Source organism: Clostridium aquiflavi (assembly GCF_031344075.1).
GTDB classification, from domain to species: domain Bacteria; phylum Bacillota; class Clostridia; order Clostridiales; family Clostridiaceae; genus Clostridium; species Clostridium aquiflavi.
In genome coordinates this window covers 1-17,225 of sequence record NZ_JAVJAN010000024.1, presented here as the reverse complement: position 1 = coordinate 17,225, position 17,225 = coordinate 1, and the positions used below count along the sequence as shown (strand labels likewise).

16 protein-coding genes and 1 riboswitch are annotated in these 17,225 nt (G+C 26.0%); all 16 genes read left to right on the top strand.

Going from position 1 to position 17,225, the window contains the following annotated elements:
- The first annotated feature begins 81 nt into the window (after positions 1-81).
- The gene (locus tag RGC78_RS09885) at positions 82-855 is read left to right on the top strand and encodes a PHP-associated domain-containing protein (RefSeq protein WP_309556554.1); all 774 of its coding nucleotides are present in this window, start codon (positions 82-84) and stop codon (positions 853-855) included.
- Between the two features lie 83 nt (positions 856-938).
- Entirely contained in the window at positions 939-1,430 is a 492-nt protein-coding gene (locus RGC78_RS09880) for a L,D-transpeptidase (RefSeq protein WP_252224344.1), read from the top strand.
- Positions 1,431-1,684: 254 nt separating this feature from the next.
- On the top strand, positions 1,685-2,290 hold the full coding sequence (locus tag RGC78_RS09875; protein ID WP_252212279.1) for an NUDIX hydrolase: 606 nt from the start codon (positions 1,685-1,687) through the stop codon (positions 2,288-2,290).
- A 265-nt stretch (positions 2,291-2,555) separates the two neighbouring features.
- Positions 2,556-2,759, top strand: coding sequence for a heavy-metal-associated domain-containing protein (locus tag RGC78_RS09870; RefSeq protein WP_252212278.1), 204 nt, complete (start codon positions 2,556-2,558; stop codon positions 2,757-2,759).
- Between the two features lie 546 nt (positions 2,760-3,305).
- On the top strand, positions 3,306-5,204 hold the full coding sequence (locus RGC78_RS09865) for a sigma-54-dependent Fis family transcriptional regulator (protein WP_309556553.1): 1,899 nt from the start codon (positions 3,306-3,308) through the stop codon (positions 5,202-5,204).
- 378 nt (positions 5,205-5,582) lie between these two features.
- Positions 5,583-6,638 (top strand): NAD(P)-dependent alcohol dehydrogenase, encoded by a 1,056-nt coding sequence (locus RGC78_RS09860; protein WP_309556552.1) that lies wholly within the window; start codon positions 5,583-5,585, stop codon positions 6,636-6,638.
- 162 nt (positions 6,639-6,800) lie between these two features.
- A complete protein-coding gene (locus RGC78_RS09855) occupies positions 6,801-8,000 on the top strand; it encodes an Mbeg1-like protein (protein WP_309556551.1) in 1,200 nt (399 codons plus the stop codon).
- Positions 8,001-8,110: 110 nt separating this feature from the next.
- A riboswitch (TPP riboswitch) is annotated at positions 8,111-8,221 on the top strand.
- A 57-nt stretch (positions 8,222-8,278) separates the two neighbouring features.
- Entirely contained in the window at positions 8,279-9,472 is a 1,194-nt protein-coding gene (gene cytX / locus RGC78_RS09850; RefSeq protein WP_252231078.1) for a putative hydroxymethylpyrimidine transporter CytX, read from the top strand.
- Between the two features lie 161 nt (positions 9,473-9,633).
- The gene (locus tag RGC78_RS09845; RefSeq protein ID WP_309556550.1) at positions 9,634-10,278 is read left to right on the top strand and encodes a pentapeptide repeat-containing protein; all 645 of its coding nucleotides are present in this window, start codon (positions 9,634-9,636) and stop codon (positions 10,276-10,278) included.
- A 66-nt stretch (positions 10,279-10,344) separates the two neighbouring features.
- The gene (locus RGC78_RS09840; protein WP_252212273.1) at positions 10,345-10,572 is read left to right on the top strand and encodes a DUF1653 domain-containing protein; all 228 of its coding nucleotides are present in this window, start codon (positions 10,345-10,347) and stop codon (positions 10,570-10,572) included.
- Between the two features lie 141 nt (positions 10,573-10,713).
- Complete coding sequence (locus RGC78_RS09835; RefSeq protein ID WP_252224359.1) at positions 10,714-11,934, top strand: BaiN/RdsA family NAD(P)/FAD-dependent oxidoreductase; 1,221 nt, start codon at positions 10,714-10,716, stop codon at positions 11,932-11,934.
- Between the two features lie 97 nt (positions 11,935-12,031).
- On the top strand, positions 12,032-12,685 hold the full coding sequence (cmk, locus tag RGC78_RS09830; RefSeq protein ID WP_252212271.1) for a (d)CMP kinase: 654 nt from the start codon (positions 12,032-12,034) through the stop codon (positions 12,683-12,685).
- A 29-nt stretch (positions 12,686-12,714) separates the two neighbouring features.
- Positions 12,715-14,622, top strand: a complete 1,908-nt coding sequence (locus tag RGC78_RS09825) for a bifunctional 4-hydroxy-3-methylbut-2-enyl diphosphate reductase/30S ribosomal protein S1 (RefSeq protein ID WP_252212270.1) — start codon at positions 12,715-12,717, stop codon at positions 14,620-14,622.
- Positions 14,623-14,785: 163 nt separating this feature from the next.
- Positions 14,786-15,643, top strand: a complete 858-nt coding sequence (locus RGC78_RS09820; RefSeq protein ID WP_252212269.1) for a GNAT family N-acetyltransferase — start codon at positions 14,786-14,788, stop codon at positions 15,641-15,643.
- A gap of 35 nt (positions 15,644-15,678) precedes the next feature.
- The gene (locus tag RGC78_RS09815; protein ID WP_252212268.1) at positions 15,679-15,966 is read left to right on the top strand and encodes a hypothetical protein; all 288 of its coding nucleotides are present in this window, start codon (positions 15,679-15,681) and stop codon (positions 15,964-15,966) included.
- A gap of 105 nt (positions 15,967-16,071) precedes the next feature.
- A partial coding sequence (gene miaB / locus RGC78_RS09810; RefSeq protein WP_309556549.1) for a tRNA (N6-isopentenyl adenosine(37)-C2)-methylthiotransferase MiaB occupies positions 16,072-17,225 on the top strand: 1,154 nt, incomplete at its 3' end.

The window sequence follows — 17,225 nt, the reverse complement described above, 5'->3', positions numbered from 1 at the left end:
ATAATTAATTTAATACATATTCATGTATTATAGTATTAATTTAAATAACTGTATTTAAGTACTAAATTAAGGAGATAAATCATGAATATAGATTTCCATGTACATGGTATTCTTAGTAAAAAACTTAATTTTGATCCTGAATTATTTTTGTTAGGAATAGAATATGCAAAAGAAAATGGCTTGGATGGATTTATTTTATGTGAACATTTTAATGCAGTTGATCTAATGTCTTCATACTCTTATTTAGAAAATAACTATGAATATGATGGAGATAGATATATTGTTAATGGGTTTTCAGTTTTTATTGGTATGGAAGTAGATATAAGATATGGCGGTCATGTCATAGTATCAGGAAACAGAGATTCTATATTAAAAATTAGAACTGCTCTTGAACCTCATGTTAAAAAAAATAATTTTATTCCTTTTGGAAAACTACTAGATTTAGGTGAAAAATATGAATGCTTAATTATAGGCAGCCATCCTTATAGAGAAAATCACAAATTATACTTACAGCCTAAAAAGTATTTAGAGAGATTGGATGCACTAGATTTAAATACAAAAGATATTTATAAAAGAGGTATTGAGATTGTAGAGAATGAAGTAGCAAATTTATCAAAAATTTTAAATATACCCTATGTAACAGGAAGTGATAGTCATTATCCAGTACAACTTGGTACTGTAAAGACATGCTTTGAAACTGAATGTCATACAATAAAAGAATTAAAGGAATATATAAAAAATAAAAAATATAAAATAGAGATATCTAAAGCTTTAAAATTAAAAGTATACACTTCTAAAATAACAAAAAATTATTTAAAAAAACAGATAAAACTATCAAAACAAAGCTGTAAATAAAAATAATTAAGATTAATTAGGCTTTATACATTTTTTAAATCATTCATATACTATTTTAAGAATAATTGTTAAGGATAATCGTAATGAAGGATTTTTTTAATAAACTTTTAATATACAATAGGAAGAATTTTATTGATGGTGCAGGAGCAAATTATGAAACTATTGTTACTAACTATGTTAATCTAAATAACTTTTCAAGTAAAACTCAATATATTATATGGGTAGATTTAAAAAATTTCAAAGTAAATATATTTAATGGAAGTAAAGGAAAATGGAAAATAGTTCATAGTTATTTATGTACAATTGGTAAAAAAGAAACACCTACTCCTACCGGAACTTTTACAATTGGAGTGAAAGGCTTATATTTTGGAGTGAATAAGGGGTATAAGTGTTGGTATTATACACAATTTAAGGGAAACTATTTATTTCACTCTATAATATATAATTTAGATGGATCAATTAGAGATGGAAGATTAGGAAAGGCTTTATCTGATGGTTGTATTAGGCTAAATAAAATAAATGCAAAATGGATCTGGGATAATATTCCCGAAGCAACTAAAGTTGTAATAAGTTAAATATAATTTTATCCAACTTATTTCAAAAGCATGGATCTTAATAAATTGAGTTTTGTCCATGCTTTTATTTTGTTATTGATAAGAAAAAATTATAGATATAAAATAGATATAAATATATTACTTTTATACTATAGTTTAAAATAAATCTTAGCATAAAATTATTTTTGTTTTAAATTTATGTAATTAGAATTAATTGCATATAATTAAAATATAATTGTTTTTCTTAAAACTAATATTAAAAATGGAGAATAAATATGAATATAAATAAAATAATAAATAGAATTGAAAAATTAAGCCCTTATATAAATGGATGGGAAAAAGACAAGAGAGCTTCTGTAATAATACCTTTAGTAGAAATAGATGGAGAAGTACATATATTATTTGAATTAAGATCAAAAAAATTAAATGCTCAACCAGGAGACATATGTTTTCCAGGTGGCAGAATAGATAATAATGAAACACCAAAAGAAGCAGGTATTAGAGAATTTTATGAGGAACTAGGAATTAAAGACATTAAAATAATAAATGAATTAGATCTTACTATAAGGCATGATGGAATGATAATTCATACTTTTCTAGGAATAGTAAATAATATTAATAAATTGTCTATAAATGAAAGTGAAGTAGATCATGTATTTTATATACCTCTTCAATATTTACTTTCATATAATCCATTAAAATCAATGGGTAAATTAACTGTGACTAGATCTGATGATTTCCCATACGATTTAATTTTTAATGGAAAAGATTATAGATTTAAAGAAGGTAAATATATTTCACTTTTTTATAAATATAAAGACTATGTTATATGGGGAATTACAGCAAATATTTTAAAAAATTTTTTAGATAAACTGTCTTAATGACCCAAACCTAGAAAAATTCTATTAAACAACTCAAAGTTTAATAAAGTTTGCTTAAAATGAAGGATTAAGGAAGACTACTTAGTCCTTTTATTTTATAGAATTATAGAATAAAACAGTAAAATAAGATAAATATATAATGAAAATGATTAGATATAAATTTATTTAGCATTGAATTAGAATTAAATTATATACAAGTAAATATAATTAATATTTTATGTACATACTATTTTTATAAGTACTTTTATAGTAAGGAGAGATTAGTATGGAAAGAGAACATTATATTATTCAAGGTTTATCAAATTCTAACATGAAAACGCAAGTTAAGAATGCATTAATAAAAATAGAAGGTGTAAATCAAGTGTGTATTGATGCCGCAAGAGAAAGTGTTGAAATAATATACAATAGTCCTGCAACACCATCAAAAATTAGAAATTGTATTTATCATACAGGACATAATATAGAATAATAAAAATTTAATTTAAATTTTTAAAAAAAGTATTGTAATCAATTACAAGCTGCTGTATAATGAACTCAAGATAAAGGTTAAACAATTTATCTTAAGTGAACTGACACTTAAATCCGGCAGAGGAGCATATCAGAAATAGGTATGCAGTTGTGATGGGCAACGTAAAAATCCCTGAAGCAATGTACGACGTACGGCGTACCCAGTTGGCGGACAACTTAAAAATCAGTTACTGGGAAAGAGCAAACATTGGTAAAATGTTTGCTCTTTTTGCAGTTTAGAAAATTAGTATTTATCAACTTATAAGATTTTTTAGATATATCTTAATCATTTGGGTTAATTAACACATCTGAAGAGTTCTTGCCTTAAAACAACTTTTATTTATATATCTAGTTAAAATAAGTTTTACTAAGATTAAATTTAATTTTAAAAAGTGGATATGCTATTTATTGGATGAAATATTATTATTGAGTTACAATATTGTATGTAAGCTAAAATTTATAAAAATAGATAATATATTATAAATCAATAGTGTGGAGGTAAGATTAAATGTTTGAAGAAAATACATACCAAGAAATATTAAATAGATCACATGAAAGGTGTATTAAATATGGCGTGGGAAACAATATTCATAATCCTTCAAGAATACTTAAAAATAAAGAACTTAATATATTGATAAGAAAAAACTGTGAGTTAATAAATATAGCTAGACCATTTATGGAAATACTTTATGACTTTTTAAGAGGATCAGGATTTTCATTATATCTTACAGATAAAAATGGAGTTGTTCTTACTATTATAGGTGATGAAGATATAATAATAGATCAGATTAAAGTTGGAATTGTAGAAGGAACAGATATGAGTGAAAGAAGTGCCGGAACTAATGGTATAGGAACTGCCCTTTATGAAAATTCCTCAATTCAGATTCTGGGCGAAGAACATTTTATAAAAGCTTTTCACATTTGGACATGCTCTTCTGCCGTTATTCATAATGAAAAAAAAGATATAATTGGCTGTTTAAATTTAACTGGTCGACGTCAATTAGCCCACCCTCATACTTTAGGACTTGTAGTGGCAGCTGTAAAATCAATTGAAAATCAATTGAAGGTTGAAAAGACTCAAAAAGAGTTATTTAAAGCACATCAATATTTAAATAAAGTTATGAATTCGTTAAATTTAGGGATTTTTGCTGTAGACATAGAAGGTATAGTGAAAGCTATAAACAACAGTGCATGTGATATGTTAAATATAAAAGAAAAAGATGTTATAAATAAGAATGTAGATTCTATTTTAGATAATTGGGAAGAAATATTTGATCATCTTAAAAGTGGAAGAGCATATGAAAATATAGAAATTACATATTCGAATAAAAAGAAAAGGTTTAATTTGAATGTATATCCAATAAAAGATAAAGAAAGAAATATAAGTGGTATTGTATGTATATTTAAAGATATGAAAAATGTATATAATTTAGTTAATAAGTATACAGGTAGAACAGCCCAATACACGTTTAATGATATAATTGGCAAAAGTGAGCAAATCCTAAAGTTAAAAGAACAAGCGAAAAATATAGCTAATAGTCCTTCTACAGTACTCATTCAAGGAGAAAGCGGAACAGGAAAAGAACTTATAGCTCAATCTATTCACAATAATAGTAATAGAAGAGACTGTAGTTTTGTTGCAATAAATTGTGGAGCAATACCTAAAAGCTTAATAGAGAGTGAGTTATTTGGATATGAAGAAGGAGCTTTTACTGGAGCTAAAAGAGGAGGATGCGCAGGGAAATTTGAACTTGCAAATGGAGGAACACTATTTTTAGATGAAATAGGAGAAATGCCATTAGATATGCAGATAAATCTTTTACGGGTCTTGCAAGAAGGATGTATTACTAGAATAGGTGGAAATAAATGTATTAATGTAAATGTGAGAATTATTGCTGCAACTAACAAAAACTTAAAAAATGAAGTAGAAAAAGGAACTTTTAGAGAAGATTTATATTATAGATTACGTGTAATTCCAATATATGTTCCCTCATTAAGAGAACGAGTTGGTGATATAAAAATTCTTATAGAACATTTTTTGGAAATAAAATCTATTAAATTAGAAAAATGTATTCCAACAATTGACAAAAATCTATATAATAATCTATTAAATTATGATTGGCCAGGAAATATTAGAGAATTAGAAAATTGTATTGAGAATATTATAAATATGGATGGAAATACTTCTTTTAGTTTTGAAAATAAAAAACCAGTTAAAGAAGAGTCTAATTGTAGCAATATAGATTTACAATATGATATGTTCTCATTAGAAGAATTAGAAGAAAGAGCAATAAGAGTTTGCTTAAATAATTGTAAGGGGAATATTACTAAATCCTGCAAAATTTTAGGTATAAATAGAAGCACATTATATGCAAAAATCAAAAAATATAATATTAAGTTTAGATAAAATTAATGTATATATTAAAATTACTGAAAAGCAAATTATAATATATATTTTTATATTGTATAAAAAAACAACAGTGTTGCAAAATACAACAGTATTTATTTAAAAAATGTTGTATTTTACAACACTTTTTTTACTTTGAATTTTATAGAATACAGCATAAACTTTAAGTTTAAAAGATATTTATTAGAATAATGGCATGATACATAAGTTTTTACAGAAAACTTATGATTAAGGAAATTTTAAAATTAAAATTGGCATGATCATTGCTGATAATATATTATGATAAAACCTAAAATGAATTATAAATATATTTTTGCAGTTATAAATGGTATTTTTAAACCGCATTTTAGTGAAAATTAAACTAGGAGGGATTTAGTTATGAAAGGTTTTGCAATGTTGGGCATTAATAAAGTTGGATGGATTGAAAAGGAAAGGCCAGTTGCAGGTCCATATGATGCAATTGTACGTCCATTAGCTGTGTCACCATGTACATCAGATATTCATACTGTTTTTGAAGGTGCACTCGGAAATAGACATAATATGATTTTAGGTCATGAAGCTGTGGGCGAAATTGTTGAAATTGGAAGTGAAGTTAAGGAATTCAAAGTTGGAGATAGGGTTATAGTACCTTGTACAACTCCAGACTGGAGATCTTTAGAAGTTCAGGCTGGTTTTCAACAACATTCAAATGGTATGCTTGCTGGATGGAAATTTTCAAACTTTAAAGATGGAGTTTTTGCAGAATATTTTCATGTGAATGATGCAGATATGAATTTAGCACTTTTACCATCAGAAATATCTTTAGAAAGTGCTGTTATGATAACAGATATGATGACTACTGGTTTTCATGGTGCAGAATTAGCTGATATAAAAATGGGCTCTAGTGTTGTAGTAATAGGAATTGGAGCAGTTGGATTAATGAGTATAGCAGGTTCTAAATTACGTGGAGCAGGTAGAATTATTGGTGTAGGAAGTAGACCAATTTGCGTTGAAACTGCTAAATTTTATGGAGCAACAGATATTGTAAACTATAAAAATGGTGATATAGTTAAACAAATCATGAATTTAACTAATGGAAAAGGTGTTGATCGTGTCATTATGGCAGGCGGTGGCCCTGAAACATTAGGACAAGCTATATCTATGCTTAAACCTGGTGGAGTAGTTTCAAATGTTAACTATCATGGAAGTGGAGATACTTTACCAATACCACGTGTTGATTGTGGATGTGGAATGGCTCATAAGACTATAAGAGGAGGTCTTTGCCCAGGCGGACGTCTTAGAGCAGAAATGTTAAGAGATCTAGTAATATATAATCGTGTTGATTTAAGTAAATTAGTTACACATGTATATAATGGTTTTGAACATATAGAAGATGCTCTTTTATTAATGAAGGACAAGCCAAAAGACTTTATTAAAGCAGTAGTTATATTATAAATAGATTACTATTAAAATATTACTGGAGATTTTAATTTTCGGTAATATTTTTTTATTTAGAAAATTAGTATTATTACTTAAATTAAGTGTGTTATTTATACTAGTAATTAATATATTAAAATTATGATAATATTTTTTAATGACTTTTTATGGAGGATAAACATGTCTGATTTAAATAATAGTGAATTATTACTATTATCTAATTTAATATATCTTAAATTAAATGTATTTAATGAAAATACTGTTGGTAAACTTGTTAAATCTATGTTATATAAGAATAACTTAAATAAAGCAATTTTAACTAGACGTGAATGCAAAGAAGTTGTAAAGAAGAGTGAATGGTTAGTAGTTTTAAAGCAAATACAAGAAAATGATAAACTAAATAACTTAAAGATCGAAAATATAGAAGTTGATAATACTGGAGTGAAAGCTGCTTGCTTTGTTGATAAGCATGATAATCATGTTTTTGTTGTATTTAGGGGCACTAAGACTATAGAAGAGTGGAGTGATAATGGTGAAGGAGCTTATATGTCTGATACACCCGAACAAATAAGAGCATTAAATTATATAAATAATCTTAAATATAAAAACATTACAGTAACAGGTCATTCAAAAGGTGGTAATAAAGCTAAATATGTTGCACTTTTATCGGATAAAGTAAATAGATGCATATCTTTTGATGGACAAGGTTTTTCAAATGAATTTATCAACAGATATTATAATGAAATAAATGCCAATAAAGATAAAGTGTTATCTATTAGCGCTAAGTATGATTATGTAAATTGTCTTCTTAATTCTGTAAATGAAGAGAAAATATATATAAATACATCCTTTCAAAAAAATCCATTATATTATCATAAAGCTAATATAATGTTGGATGGTAATGGTCATCTTAGAAAAAAGACTAATGAATGCTCATTTGTAAAAATAATATATAACTTTTCCACATCACTAATATCTGAATTGCCAGAACCACATAAAAGTTTTGCTATAAATAGTTTAACTGACATTATTGAACTTATTTTATGTGATAAAGATTTAGACAGTAGTATATTACAAATTGCAAAAGGAATGTTGGTATTATTAGGATATACTAAACACTATAATTTAAAAGCAGAGATAAATTTAGCATACAATTTACTTCAGAGCTTAAGTATACCTCTTGTATTTTGGAATGATTTTATCAGAAGTGAAGAAAGTAAGTCTACATTAATATTAAATGATACATTATCAAAATTTAAAGCTTCTCAAGAAAATATAATCTTTAAACTTAAAAGTTTAGGAACAGAGGGTGAACAAATAGCAGTTGTTATTGATAATGCTACTGATAATTTAATATATGATTTTAAAAATTCTCATTAATGAGAAAAAACCATATTGTTCAATTATTAATATGGTTTTTGTTATTAAAGAAGACATTATTCATTATATGTTATATAATGATATAGATATTACAAAATATTATTAGATAAACTTAATATTAGGGGAGCTTACGCAAGTAGGCTGAGAGGAAGTTAAATGCAACTTCGACCCTTAACCTGATTTGGATAATGCCAACGTAGGGAATACACATTAAATGTTTTTAATGGGATATATCTTTATTGGTATATCCCATATTTTATTTTTAGGAGGAATTTGTTATGAACAAGAAAAAAACTTTATTAAACAATGGCTTATTATGGTTTGGAGCCTCTGTATCCATTGCAGAAATACTAACAGGTGGTTTAATAGCCCCACTTGGCCTAAAAAAAGGTATTTTAGCAATACTTTTAGGACATCTTATAGGATGTACACTTTTATATTTTGCAGGACTTATAGGAACTAATAGTGGTTTATCTTCAATGGAATCATCTAGAATATCTTTTGGGAAACATGGTTCTTATATTTTTTCTTCATTAAATATTTTACAGTTAGTTGGATGGACAGCTATAATGATTATTGGTGCAGCAAATGTATTAAATGCAGTATCTAATAGTTTATTTGGATTTGAAAATAAAGCATTATGGTGTATTTTAATAGGAATATTAATTATTATATGGATATTAATAGGCTTTGAAAATCTTGGCAATCTAAATGTTATTGCTGTTGGTGGACTTTTTATTTTAACACTTATTCTTGGAATAGTTATTTTTAAAGGAACAAGTATTGAATTATATGATAATAGTTTAAGTTTTGGAATGGCAGTTGAATTATCAGTTGCAATGCCACTTTCATGGTTACCACTTATAGCTGATTACACTAGAAATACAAAAGATAGTAAATTAATAACACCTATAAGTGTTTTAAGCTATTTTTTTGGTAGTGTGTGGATGTATATAATAGGTCTAGGTGGAAGCTTATATGCAGGAACTTCAGATATTGCACAAATTCTTATGCAAGCGGGACTTGGAATTATAGCTATGATAATCGTTCTAATGTCAACTGTGACAACAACCTTTTTAGATGTTTATTCAGCAGGTGTTAGTTGTACAAACATAAGTGAAAAAATCAGCACAAAGCATATATCTGTTATTGTTTGTATAATTGGAATATTAATTGCTATGTTTACTCCAATAGAGCAGTTTGAAAACTTTTTATATTTAATAGGTTCTGTATTTGCACCAATGATAGCAATAGTTATAACAGATTACTTTATACTAAAAAACAGAGAATTAAATTCAAAACTTAATGTGTTAAATTTAATTATATGGATAATTGGTTTTATTATTTATAGAATGTTTATGCAAATAAATATAGTAGTAGGAAATACCTTACCAGTTATGATAATAATAAGTTTTATATGTATAGTTGTAAATATATTAAAAGAAAAGTTACATAGATTTAACGTTAAATAATTATATAATACGAAAACAAATAGGGTAGGGTAAAAAATACTTTACCTTATTTGTTTTTTATGTAAAATTATAATAAATAATATACAAAGTTTTATACTTATATTAGAAATATGATAATATAAGTATAAAAATAAAACTTTATAGAAAAATGAGGAAACAACATGTCTATTTTAAATAAGTTATTAGAACCTAAGTTATTAAGCTGCCTAGAGAATGATATAAATATTGAAGATGAACTAATTAATAAGAAAGATCTTTCAAATAATCTGATTCAGGATTGTAAATTAGATTATACAAATGAAGAAAGAGTAGAAATAAACGGATGTAGGTTTGTAAATGTTATATTTAATGAATGTTCTTTTAGAAATATAAGTTTGCTAGACGTTATATTTGAAAATTGTGATCTATCTAATATAGATTTTTCTGATGGAAGCATACACAGAGTGGAATTTAAAAATTGCAAATTAACAGGAAGTAATTTTGGTGGATCTAATATGCAAAATGTACTTTTTAAAGAATGTTTATGTAAGTATTCGAATTTTTCATATTCAAAGATGAAATTAATAAATTTTGATGAATGTAATATGGAAAGTGGAATTTTCTTAGAATGTAATTTTAACAAAGTAGCTTTTAATAGTTCTAATTTAATATTCGGTGAATTTACCAATACCCTTCTAAAAGGAATAGATTTTACTAATAGTGATATATCATCAATTATATTGACGGGAAAAGAGCTAAAGAATGTTATAGTATCACCTCTTCAAGCTTTAGAATTATCTACAATACTTGGAATTATCATTAAGTAGAACTAAAAAATATATGTATATTAGAAAGTATTTCTATTATATTCAATATTTGTAAGGAGAATTATAATGAGAGAATTTAAAATTGGAATATACAGACACTTTAAAGGAAAAGAATATGAAGTTATTGATATGGCAATTCATAGTGAGACAAGGGAAAAGTTCGTAGTATATAAAGCGCTATATGGAGATTTTAAAACTTTTATTAGGCCTTATGATATGTTTATGAGCAAAGTTGATAAAGAAAAATATCCAGATATAAAACAAAAATATAGATTTGAATATATACATGACTAAAACAGTGGTTAATTATAGCTATATATTAAATTCATGATATATTGTATAATTGAAGTTAGACAAATTTTGAATTAAATTAACAATATTAATACTATAATAAGATATTTATAAATATTATTTAATTAAGGAGCTGATTTTTTAATGAGCAAAGTTATTGTTATTGGAGCAGGCCCAGCAGGAATGATGGCTGCAATAACAGCTGCAAAAGAACATAAAGTAACGTTATTAGATGGTAATGAAAGACTAGGAAAAAAGCTGTTTATTACTGGTAAGGGTAGATGTAATGTTACAAATGCTAAGGATATTTCTGAATTTTTTGATTACATACCTGGTAACCCGCATTTTTTATATAGTGCATTATATACATTTACTAATGAAGATACTATGAATTTCTTTTCTAATGAAGGAATTAAATTAAAAGTAGAACGTGGAGATAGAGTATTTCCTGAATCTGATAAATCTTCTGATATAATTAGGGGTTTATCAAATGCATTAAGTAGAACAGATGTTAAAATAAAATTAAATTCAAAGGTTACTGATATAAAATATAAGGATAACAACATAACTGGTATTGAAATAAATAATGACGAGATTTTAAAAGCAGATCATTATATTATAGCAACTGGTGGAGCTTCTTATCCTCTTACTGGTTCAAGAGGTGAAGGACAAGAATTTTCTAAAAAATTAGGACATAAAGTAATTCCATTAAAGCCAGCACTTGTACCTATGGTTGTAAAAGATGCAAAAACTAAAGAGCTTATGGGATTATCATTAAAAAATGTAGAAGTTACAATAAAAGAAAATGATAAGAAAGTTGTATATAAAAATTTTGGTGAAATGTTATTTACACATTTTGGTGTATCAGGTCCACTTATTTTAAGTGGAAGTAGATTTATAGAGAATAACAAAAACTATAAATTACATATAGATCTTAAACCATCATTAAACTTAGGTGAATTAGATAAAAGAATACAAAGAGATTTTAATAAATACTTAAATAAAGATTTTAAAAATTCATTAAATGAATTATTACCACAAAAACTAATTCCAATGATAATAGAAATGTCTAATATACCTGAAGAAAAGAAAGTTAATGAAATCACCAAAGAAGAAAGAAGAAATTTAGTTAACCTTCTTAAAGATTTTTCATTCGATCTAAATGGGCTAAGACCACTTGCTGAAGGAATTGTAACAAAAGGCGGAATAGATGTTAAAGAAATTGATCCATCTACTATGAGATCTAAGATTATAGATAATCTTTCTTTTTGTGGTGAAGTTATGGATGTAGATGCTTTTACTGGTGGTTATAATGTACAAATTGCATTTGCAACTGGAGTAATTGCTGGAAGTCATATTGAATAAGAACTAAATATCTTCTTGTTTGAAGTAATAAAAAATTATATAATCTTATTAAAGGTTTTTAAACTAATTTAAGATTTTTAGAAAAGAGGAGTAAGTTTTGAAAATAGCAGTAGCAATAGATGGTCCAGCAGGTGCTGGAAAAAGTACAATAGCAAAATTAGTAGGTAAAGAGTTTAATCTTATGTATATAAATACTGGTGCTATGTATAGAGCTGTAGCATTAAAATGTAAAGAAAATAATATATCTGAAAATAATATAGAAAAGATATGTTCATTAATAGATACTATGGAAATGCATTTTGAAGATGATGATTTAATTTTGAATAATGAAAATATTCAAGATAAAATAACTCTACCAGAAATAAGTAGTATAGTATCATCTTATGCATCTATATCTGAAGTAAGAAGTAAATTGGTTAAACTTCAAAGATACATGTCAAGTAAATTTGATGTTATAATGGACGGAAGGGATATTGGCACAGTTGTACTTAAAGATGCTAATTTTAAATTTTTCTTAACTGCTACACCTGAAGAAAGAGCAAATAGAAGATTTAAAGAACTTAAGAATAGAAATATTGAATGTTCATATGATAATATCTTAAAGGATATTATAGATAGAGATTACAAAGATACTCATAGAGAAATAGACCCATTAAGAAAAGCTGATGATGCTATTGAAATAGACACTACTGGTTTAAATATATCTGAGGTCACAGAAAAAATTAATTCTTATATCAGAAAGTCAATTTAAAATATTTAAAGCTTTAGGAGAATACACTAATGAGAGAAGTAATTTTAGCACAAAATGCTGGTTTTTGTTTTGGAGTAAAAAGAGCAGTTGATGAAGCTATAAAAATACAAAAACAAGAGGGCAGAAGAATATATACTTTAGGTCCATTGATACATAATAATGATGTTGTAAAATTTTTAGAAAAGAATAATATCTATTCTATAAACTTAGAAAATATAGATACTTTAAATAAAGATGATGTTATTGTTATAAGATCTCATGGAGTATCAGAAGAAATACTAAAACTTTTGCAAGAAAATAAGTTAAACGTTAAGGATGCTACTTGTCCGTTTGTAACTAAGATACAAAAAAAGGTAAATAAATATTATAAATTAGGATATAATATAGTAATACTTGGTGACGCTAACCATCCAGAAGTAATAGGAATTAATGGTTGGTGCAATAATAAAGCTATAATTTCTAAAAATGGTAAAATTGAAGGGGATGTACCTGCTAAGGTATGTGTAGTATCACAAACAACAGAAAAAGCAGCTAATTGGGAAACTTTAATCAAAAATATTTCTGCACAGGCTAAAGAAGTTTTAGCTTTTAACACCATATGTGCAGCTACAGATGTGAGACAAAGAAGTACTAATAAATTATCAAAAGAAGTAGAAACTATGGTCGTAATCGGTGGGAAAAATAGCTCTAATACAACTAAGCTATATCAAATTGCTAAACAAAATTGTGATAATACTATACACATAGAAAATGTTAATGAGTTACCTAAAGATTTTATAAATAATAATATAAATAAAGTAGGAATTACAGCTGGTGCGTCTACACCAGATTGGATTATTAAGGAGGTAATTGGAATTATGAGTAATACAGAAAATATTAAAAACGATGATCAATTATCATTAATGAATCAACTTGATAGAAAGTTTGTGATTGGTGATGAGGTAGAAGGAGAAATACTTTTAAAAACAAGAGACACTATTATAGTTTCACTTGTAGGATATAAAATAGATGGGGTTATTCCTTTCAATGAATTAACTTCAAATGAAGATATTGAGAGTATGGTAGAAAGTCTTAATATAGGTGATAGTATAAAATCTAAAGTTATAAAATTACAAAATTCTGATGGATATGTTGTTTTATCAAGACTTGAATATGAAAAAGAAGAGGCCTATAAAGAACTTGATATATTATTTAATGAAAGCAAAACTTTTGAAGTTAAAATTAAAGAGGCTTCAGAAAATGGACTAGTTGCTTATTATAAAGGAATAAGAATATTTATTCCAGCTTCTCAAATAGATGTTAGATTTACTAAAGATAAATCTAAATATATTAATCAAGTATTAGAAGTTAAATTAATTGATTATTCTGCTGAAGAACATAAAAAAGTTATTGCATCTAGAAGAGTTTTATTAGAAGTTCTTAAGGAAACAGAAGAAGAGAAAATTTGGGAAAGTTTAAATGTTGGGGATGTAATTAAAGCTGAAGTTAAGAGATTTACTAATTTTGGTGCATTTTTAGATGTTAATGGAATAGATGGGTTATTACATTTATCTCAAATTTCATGGAATCATGTTAAAAATATAGAAGATATATTGAAAAAAGGTGAAATGCTTGAAGTTAAGATTATAGCTATAGATAAAGAAAATAAGAAATTATCTTTAAGTAGAAAAGAGTTACTTCCAAAACCATGGGAAAATGTAAAAGAAAAGTATCCAGAAGGTTCAATAGTTTTAGGTAAAGTTGTAAGAATAAATGATTTTGGTGCTTTTGTAGAATTAGAACCTGGAGTTGATGGATTAGTTCATATTTCGAAAATTTCATTTAATAGAATATCACATCCATCAGAAGTACTTAGTGTTGGCGAAGAAGTCAAGGCAAAGATATTAGAAGTTGATGAAGAAAATAAAAGAGTAAGCTTAAGCATAAAAGATATTTAACAAAATATGTATAAATAAAAAGAACCTCAATATAATTTATATAGGGGTTCTTTTTACTTTGAAAAAATTAACTTAAAAAAATTAACTTCTGTTAACTAACGGTACTTAATTGACTAAGTATTTTTTTAATACTATACTTTATTTATTAGAAGTGAGGAGTTTTATGTTTATAATAGAAAAGTTATCATTAAAAAATCTAAAATACTTTAAAATACTACAAGAAGAAGCTAATGATAAGTATATTAATAATAAAGATTTTTTTGAATTATATAATGAGCAATCATTTATTGCTAAGTATATGAAAAGAAGAGAAATTAGGTTATTTAAATATGACAACAAATATATAGGTTATTTATGGATTCAATATCCAATAACAGAAGTTATAAAAATTTTATCTTTATATGCAAGTGAAGCTTATATTAATCTTATTTCAAAAGAATTAATTAATATGTTTAAAAATAAAACTTTAAATTTTGACGTAGCAGATAGCAACATAACTTATGATATAATGACTAAATTAAAATTCAGTCCAATAAGAGCTACATCTTTAATGAAAATAAGGACATCCAATTGTAAATTTGATTTTAAGAAAAATATAAACTTTAAAATTTTCACTAAAAGAGAAGATGAAGGTTTAAGATGTTTTATTCAGAATTCTGTGTTTAAAGATAATGATAGAATTCCCTTAGTTCCTTACGATATAAAGCTAGAAGAAGAGGAGGATTATTATATAAATGATTTATGCGTTTTTATAATGATTGGAAATGTAACGATAGGCTATGGACAAGTTATTTCAAAAAAAGACCTTTATACAATAGTTAATGTTGGTATACTAGATGAATATAGAAATAAAGGGTATGGCGAAATGCTTATAAAATATTTAATATATTTATGCTACAAAAAACATATTTCACAGGTTACAATAAATGTTGATGTGAATAATTATAAAGCTTTTAATTTGTATAAAAAAATGGGGTTCGAAGAATACGGAAAAATAACAACATGGAGCAATAGGTTATAAATAAAAAATGCAAACAATTTTTAAATTTATGGGGGATGATTTTAGTGGATAACAAATTAATTTGGAAAAACCATGAGAAAATAGTTTATGGAAGAAAAAGTGATTTTAAAAGTCAATTAGATTTTCTTAATACAGTTAAATATGAACATAAGAAAATGACTAGATATGACTGCTACGTAGATAATATAACATTGAAAGTTTATATTATTACTGAAGAAGGACTAGAAAAAAATACTTTTATTCCAATTTCAAATACAGATATAAATATAGAAACAATGTATTGTGGAAATTTTTATACTATGGAAGGATTAAGTGGTAATTAATTAAGTATTTGATTAAAGAATCATATATTAGATCATGGTCTTTTAATTAATATAATTATTTGTTATAATACAGAGGTATAATTTTTTAAACTTGGAGGAATACTAATGAATTTTGATATAGACGCTTTAAAAGAAAATAAAATAGATAAAAAAGAATTCTTCTTTATTGAAACTTGGGGGTGCCAAATGAATGAAGAAGATTCTGAGAAACTTTCAGGAATGCTTAAATCTCAAGGATATGAAGAAACAGAAAATAGAGATGAAGCTTCAATTGTAATTTTCAATACTTGTTGTGTAAGAGAAAATGCAGAAAATAAAGTTTTTGGAAATCTTGGCAGACTAAAAAATCAAAAAGAGAAAAATCCTAATTTAATAATAGCTTTATGTGGTTGTATGATGCAACAAAAGGGGATGGCAGATGAAATTTTAAGTAGATTCCCTTATGTTGATATCATATTTGGAACTCATAATGCATACAAGTTCCCAGAATATTTGCATAGAGTTCAAGTTGAAGGAGTTCAAGTTAAAGAGATTTTTGATAAAGAAACTGAAATTGTAGAAGGTGTTCCAATAGACAGAAAAAGTGACGTAAAAGCTTTTGTTACTATAATGTATGGATGTAATAATTTTTGTACATATTGTGTAGTTCCTTATGTTAGGGGAAGAGAAAGAAGTAGAAAGCCAGAAGATATAGAAAAGGAAATAAAAGAATTAGTGTCTAATGGATATAAAGAAATTACTCTACTTGGACAAAATGTAAACTCTTATGGTAAAGGTCTTGAAGAAGAAATTACTTTTGCACAGCTTTTAAGAAGAATTAATGAAATAGATGGACTTGAGAGATTAAGATTTATGACATCTCACCCTAAAGATTTAACTTTAGATGTAGTTTATGCCATAAGAGATTGTGATAAACTTTGTGAGCAAATACATTTACCTGTACAAAGTGGTAGTAATGAAATATTACAAAAAATGAATAGACATTATAATAAAGAACAGTATTTAGAATTAGCTAAAAAAATAAGAAAAGAAATTCCAGATGTAACATTCTCAACAGATATAATAGTTGGATTTCCTGGAGAAACTGAAGAAGATTTTCAAGAAACACTTAATTTAGTAAAAGAAGTTAAATATGATGCTGCATTTACATTCATATACTCAAGAAGAAATCATACACCAGCGGATAAGATGGAAAATCAAATTCCTGATGATATTAAACATGATAGATTCAATAGACTTGTGGCAACTGTTAATGAAGG